Source organism: Gilliamella sp. B14448G11, assembly GCF_016101765.1.
Taxonomy (GTDB): domain Bacteria; phylum Pseudomonadota; class Gammaproteobacteria; order Enterobacterales; family Orbaceae; genus Gilliamella; species Gilliamella apicola_N.
Map to the genome: position 1 here is coordinate 1 of NZ_JACFPX010000032.1, position 5361 is coordinate 5361.

The following is a 5361-nucleotide window of genomic DNA, read 5'->3' on the forward strand; positions in this document are numbered from 1 at the left end:
TTGCCAACCAAGGTGATGTTGAGGTGCAGGCACAAAATGCCAACCTGAATATGGCTGCCAAGCAAGATATTAAAATAGACAGTGTAGATGGCAGTGTTGATTGGTCAGCAACAAAAGAAATCATCTTAATATGTGGTGGTTCATACGTAAAAATCAGCGGTGCGGGAATTGAACTGGGCACAAATAATAACGTTTACTTGAAATGCAATGCGATGAAAAAGATGGGTCCAGCAACTCAAAACAGAACGATAACATTAAAATCAAGTGAGCTGAATGTTAAGCACTGCGCAGAAACGGATTAATAATGCTAACTGAATTAAATAATCAAGATAACTTTAATAAATATCGCTATTTATTAGTAGATAATTTAGTGGTACTTAATTCATTAAGTCCATTATCACGCGACTCATTATTAGATCTATTTGGTGAAGATAAACCCTTTGGTGAAAAAAAATTGACGCAAGTATTACGTACAGATTTGGATTATGATCAAAGTATATGCCCGACACTTATTAAACTTGCTGAACCAAATGAATTTTATGCAGATTTGATGATTGATGAGATCAGTCAACAAGCCAAAATTGAATGTTTATGGTCTAAACGCTATATTTGTGCTTATATTATCTCTGATCTCAAACCGTCGGTGCTGGCAAAACAACTGATCAAGATTGGTAATAATATCGCACAAACATTGCGACAACCTTATTACCCTTTCTTTGAACCTTTTCGAATGCAATTTTTACACGAAGTGGGTTCAAAAGAAGACAATGCATGGCTAAAAGCGCAATTTTCTCAAATTGAAAACTACTATTATCCATCTATTAATGGTGGCAAATTTATTCGTTTCACTGCTGATAACTCACTCGAAACACCAATCAGTTGGAGTTCTACTTATTGCCAACGCTTAAAAAATTTCAGGATGATTCGAACACTTGTTAATGCATGGTCGAATAACCGGTCACAATTTGATGAACAAAAAAATTTACCGCTTAATGAAAATGTGATTTCGCAATCAACGCAACTGGTTGAACAGGCTTATCAATTAGGCTTAACCCATGCTACCGATATCTTATTTTGGGGACTGAACGGATTAAGGTATCATCAAGTTTTTACTGAACATCCGCAAATATTTGAGCAAATTAGGAAAGCGCAACAAGAACCAGGCACATTCTCAAAACATGTTATTAACGCCAATATTAATTTTGAAAGCTAATTACTTTCTGATAAAGAATAGCAAAAACAGATAAAACAAGAATAATAGAGTGTAAGATGAAAAAAACAGAAAACATTGCTAAAGAAAATCAAAACGAAGCAAAAGGAAATTGCCTTGCTTGTGGTCGAGTCGGAATTCCGGTTTTTTTACTGCGTCAAGCGGTTGTAAAAACCCAATCTTTGTTAACTAAAAGCATTGACCCCATTTATCAAGAATTAGCCGATTACACTAAAACTTTAGATTTTAACAATCGCAAACCAGAAATAGAATTAGAGTATTATAGCTATGTACTTCGTACTTTGCGTGACGGTTATGTCTACGTTATGCATCAACTTGATGATGATATTAATAGCCGAATATTTCATGCCTATGAATGTATTGAAGGGGCACTTAGATTAAAAAAACTTTATGAATTGACCAATACCCAGCCAAGACCGATATCAAAAGCATGCAAAAATGCCTGTCATACCATTCCAGCATCATTTATTAATCTTGAAGAACATTATACTTATGCATGGGTGGCTTACACTTCGCAACCTTGGAGCGAAAAAACAATCAATGATTATTTAAAGCAACAAGATAGCAACATATTATCCCGTTTTACAAAAATTAATATAAAACAATTTAAAAACTCACCGGCCGAAGCAACAGGTCATCGTTCGGTACCATTCAAAGATATTTTTGGAAGTAATTATCAAGAATCTAATAATGACGACAGCAAAGTATTGGAGTTTCGTTTTGGTGAGCAAGGTCTTAATAATTTTGAATCGGTACATCCTTTTATAAGTTTAAAAAGTCAGAAACAAAAATATGCTATACATGCCAGTCAACTATATAGCGGGGATAAACCGATATCTTGTGGTGTTGTATTAGAAGATACATTTGGCATTGCTCAAGAACTCAACTCCCAACGATTATCACAACTGCATATTTTTACCAATCAAGAAGACAATAAGAATAACCAAAAAAGTGATCTGAATGACCAACAATGTGATGTCGTTTCTCTAAAAGATGCAACACAGGTTTATCAAAAACGTGGTGAACAACTGTATAAAAGTGTTAATCCTATTTTAAAAAAACGGTTTAAGTATTATCAGCCGGATATGTTTAAAAAACGTACTATCCTACAGCTTATTGAGAACTACCGTACTTCAGTTGAAAATGCTTACGACACTGAAATTGCCCGGTTACAAGAATGGTATGACTATATAAAAGATATTGACGCTGCACATGATTCAGGTAATGATTTTTTAGATAAAGCTCAAAATGACATTGCAAAAGCCGAATCAGAGAAAGCCGAAAAAATAAAAAAAATAAACGAACAGCTTGATAATAAAAAAATTGATTCTTTCAAAGGTGAATTAGAAACCGCTTTTGCTGATATTGAAAAATATTATCAAGAATGGTCGCAAGACTATTTTACTTATGTGCGTTGGTTATTTGGTAATGCACAATTTGTTTCAAAATACAGTAAAATAAAGCAAACAACGTTCAATCAAGCGCCTTTTTGGCAACAAGAATTTGATTTTTCTACCAGTATCAGAGCTCTAAGCTATATAAAAGAAGTTTTGCAAATCCTGCTTGATTCTCCCCATGCGGAAGTCCGTCTTGATGAAGATAACGCCCTTTGGGACGAATTACTGAGTAACCATAATAGTATTTTTTATGTAATTGAACATCAGAATAATCAGGGGATTAATCTTGATGCGCCAGCATTTGTCAATTTAGATAATAATACATTACTAAAATGGCGTGATGTAATCAGTAGATCAACGGGGTTGGTTTTAGCTTATAACACTTATCAGGCAGAAAAGACTCAAAATACTCAAACCGACAAAGAAAAAGAACTGCAAAAAGCGAAAGAGCGTGTTGAACTTGATATTGAAAAAAAACGGCAAGAGATCAACGCTAAACAAGAAGAGTTAAACAACAATCGAAAATATAATCCACAAGAGCATGCAAAGCTACAAAAAATAAGAGATCAAAAAATTAAAGAACTCAAACAATTAAACGAGCATTTAGCATCCATCAACCACCAACTAGCCGAGATGGTAGAGGGAAACAGTGTAATGACAGATGTAGGAAAAAATCGATACCTGCATCAACAAGCATTAAAAAAATATTCAGTCTTAAGAACACATAAACAATTCCAACCTATTGAGCCTCGTTTAAAACAGCTTGATTCGCTTGCTTACTTAGGTGACATTGGTGCCTATCCAGTTGAGTTTACCAAAAAAGTTAGGCCGGAAAAGATTCGACAAGTTTATGCATTATTGACTCAATTACAAGGGGCGCTTTTCCGCGAAAACAGTTTGACCGGTCCAGAAATTGCTTTTTTAGAAAAATTTGATGTGACAGATGCAAAATATGATGTTGGTGTAAAAAAACCAACAACCCATACGCTTAAATTTACGCTTTGTTTTCCTGATGAAGTCAGTAAAGGCTTAGTTGTAGGTTTTTTGAAAAATAAAGAGATTGTCAATCCAAATGATTTTAAGAATTTTTTAGCAACAAAAATGCCTAAATATGTCACTTTAGTCAATCGGCAAGCTGTTTTAGAAGGCAAAATTGACATCACCAATCGGCAGAAAGCTTCCAATGATGAAGCGATTCACCAATCAAACCAAAATAAAAGAGATGATAAAACTCGTGAATATGAAATAAAAAAAGAAACTGAAGCGATGAATCAAGAAGAAAACAAAGTAGTTCAGTTTGAGGATCGTCGAGCAAAATATAAACAACTAGAAATCACTAAGCAAAATACGAAAGCCGGCAAACTTAACTATACTGTTAATGCGGTAATGGGTGTTATCACCATGCTAAATATTTTAGATGACATTAAAGCATTGGAAAAAATTGAGGAGGGCAAAACTCAAAAACAAAAACAACTTCAACTAGCCATCGACTTAAGCTCATTAGCGTTACTCAGTGTCGATACCGTTGCCATATATCAAAACATAAAACTGGAAATGCAATTGTTAAAAGCCATGCGCTCAACCGCTGCCAAAGCATTAGTACCCGAAATTAAAAATATGTTGAAAACAAATAAAATGATCTCCAAATGCATCGCAGGAGCTTTTGCCTTTATAACTGTACTGGAAGCGTTAGGTGAATTAAAAAGTGCTTTTGGCATGTGGAATATGGAAGATAAAAGTTACTTTCTTGCTAGATTATTTGGTTCTATATCCTTAGGTGTTGGCGCTATATTTTTATTATCAACATCAACTTTAGCTATAGGATTTGGGGTTATATTGCTATTAATGGGAATATTTTTTATAGCCTATAGCAAAAAATATGACAATTTTACCCCTATCGATCACTGGCTCAATCGCTGTTATTTTGGAGTGCAAAAAGAGTTTGACTTTTTAGGGTATGATGCCTATCACGAAGAGCAAAATTCCTTTATTGGTTTTGGACATGCGGTTAATGATTACTTGGTTGCAATTTCAGGTATTGATACATTTCTCATGTTTAAAAAACCAAGTTTATATAATGGAATGAAGCTATATCATAGACACATCTATTTTTATTTGCAATACCTAGATTACACATCTAGTTCCAACAAATCTTTGCGGGCATCAGTTCGTTTATTTGGCAAAAATGAGCAAAACAATGCCGATTTTATTGAATTCAACTTTAATATCAACTCCACCAAAATAAATAAGAACCCTGCACCAAATGACAATATCCTAATCCACACAAATGAAGATAAGGATAAAGAAACTTTAAAAATTAGAGATTATGTTACTACCCAAAAAAGTTATTTTGTTGAACGTTATGAAAATAAAAGCTTTAAAACGATTATAAACCGTAAAGCGATATGGGAATCCAATTTTGATGATATTGAAAAAGTCGAATTGAAAAGTTCACCCCCTAACCAGCCAAAGAGTGACTTAACGGCAATCACATGGGTAGCAGGCACCTTTGCTTGTGATCTGGTAAAAAGTTATCAAATCAATATCTACACTGATACCACAGATTGTAACGAAATCCCATTGATAATTAACCGAGACAGTAATAAATTTTACGATGATTAATATTAGAAAGGAGAACAATAATGCCCTCAAAATACCGTCCCCAGATCTTAGGTTGGTTTGGCGACCTAGATAAAGGTCCTTATAGCCTACCACTGCATGATGATCGCTTAA

At 34.2% G+C, this 5361-nt stretch carries 3 protein-coding genes; all 3 read left to right on the forward strand.

What is annotated here, in order from left to right; genetic code table 11:
- A partial coding sequence (locus H3S88_RS12970) for a DUF2345 domain-containing protein (protein ID WP_198237276.1) occupies window positions 1–302 on the forward strand: 302 nt, incomplete at its 5' end.
- 2 nt (window positions 303–304) lie between these two features.
- Entirely contained in the window at window positions 305–1213 is a 909-nt protein-coding gene (locus H3S88_RS12975) for a hypothetical protein (RefSeq protein ID WP_198229182.1), read from the forward strand.
- A gap of 56 nt (window positions 1214–1269) precedes the next feature.
- The gene (locus H3S88_RS12980) at window positions 1270–5250 is read left to right on the forward strand and encodes a toxin VasX (RefSeq protein ID WP_198229180.1); all 3981 of its coding nucleotides are present in this window, start codon (window positions 1270–1272) and stop codon (window positions 5248–5250) included.
- The last annotated feature ends 111 nt before the right edge of the window (window positions 5251–5361 follow it).

Bases quoted from the DNA above. Each gene is read 5' to 3' on its own strand.
- H3S88_RS12980 (WP_198229180.1), top strand. From the start codon at position 1,270: ATGAAAAAAACAGAAAACATTGCTAAAGAAAATCAAAACGAAGCAAAA.
- H3S88_RS12975 (WP_198229182.1), top strand. From the start codon at position 305: ATGCTAACTGAATTAAATAATCAAGATAACTTTAATAAATATCGCTAT.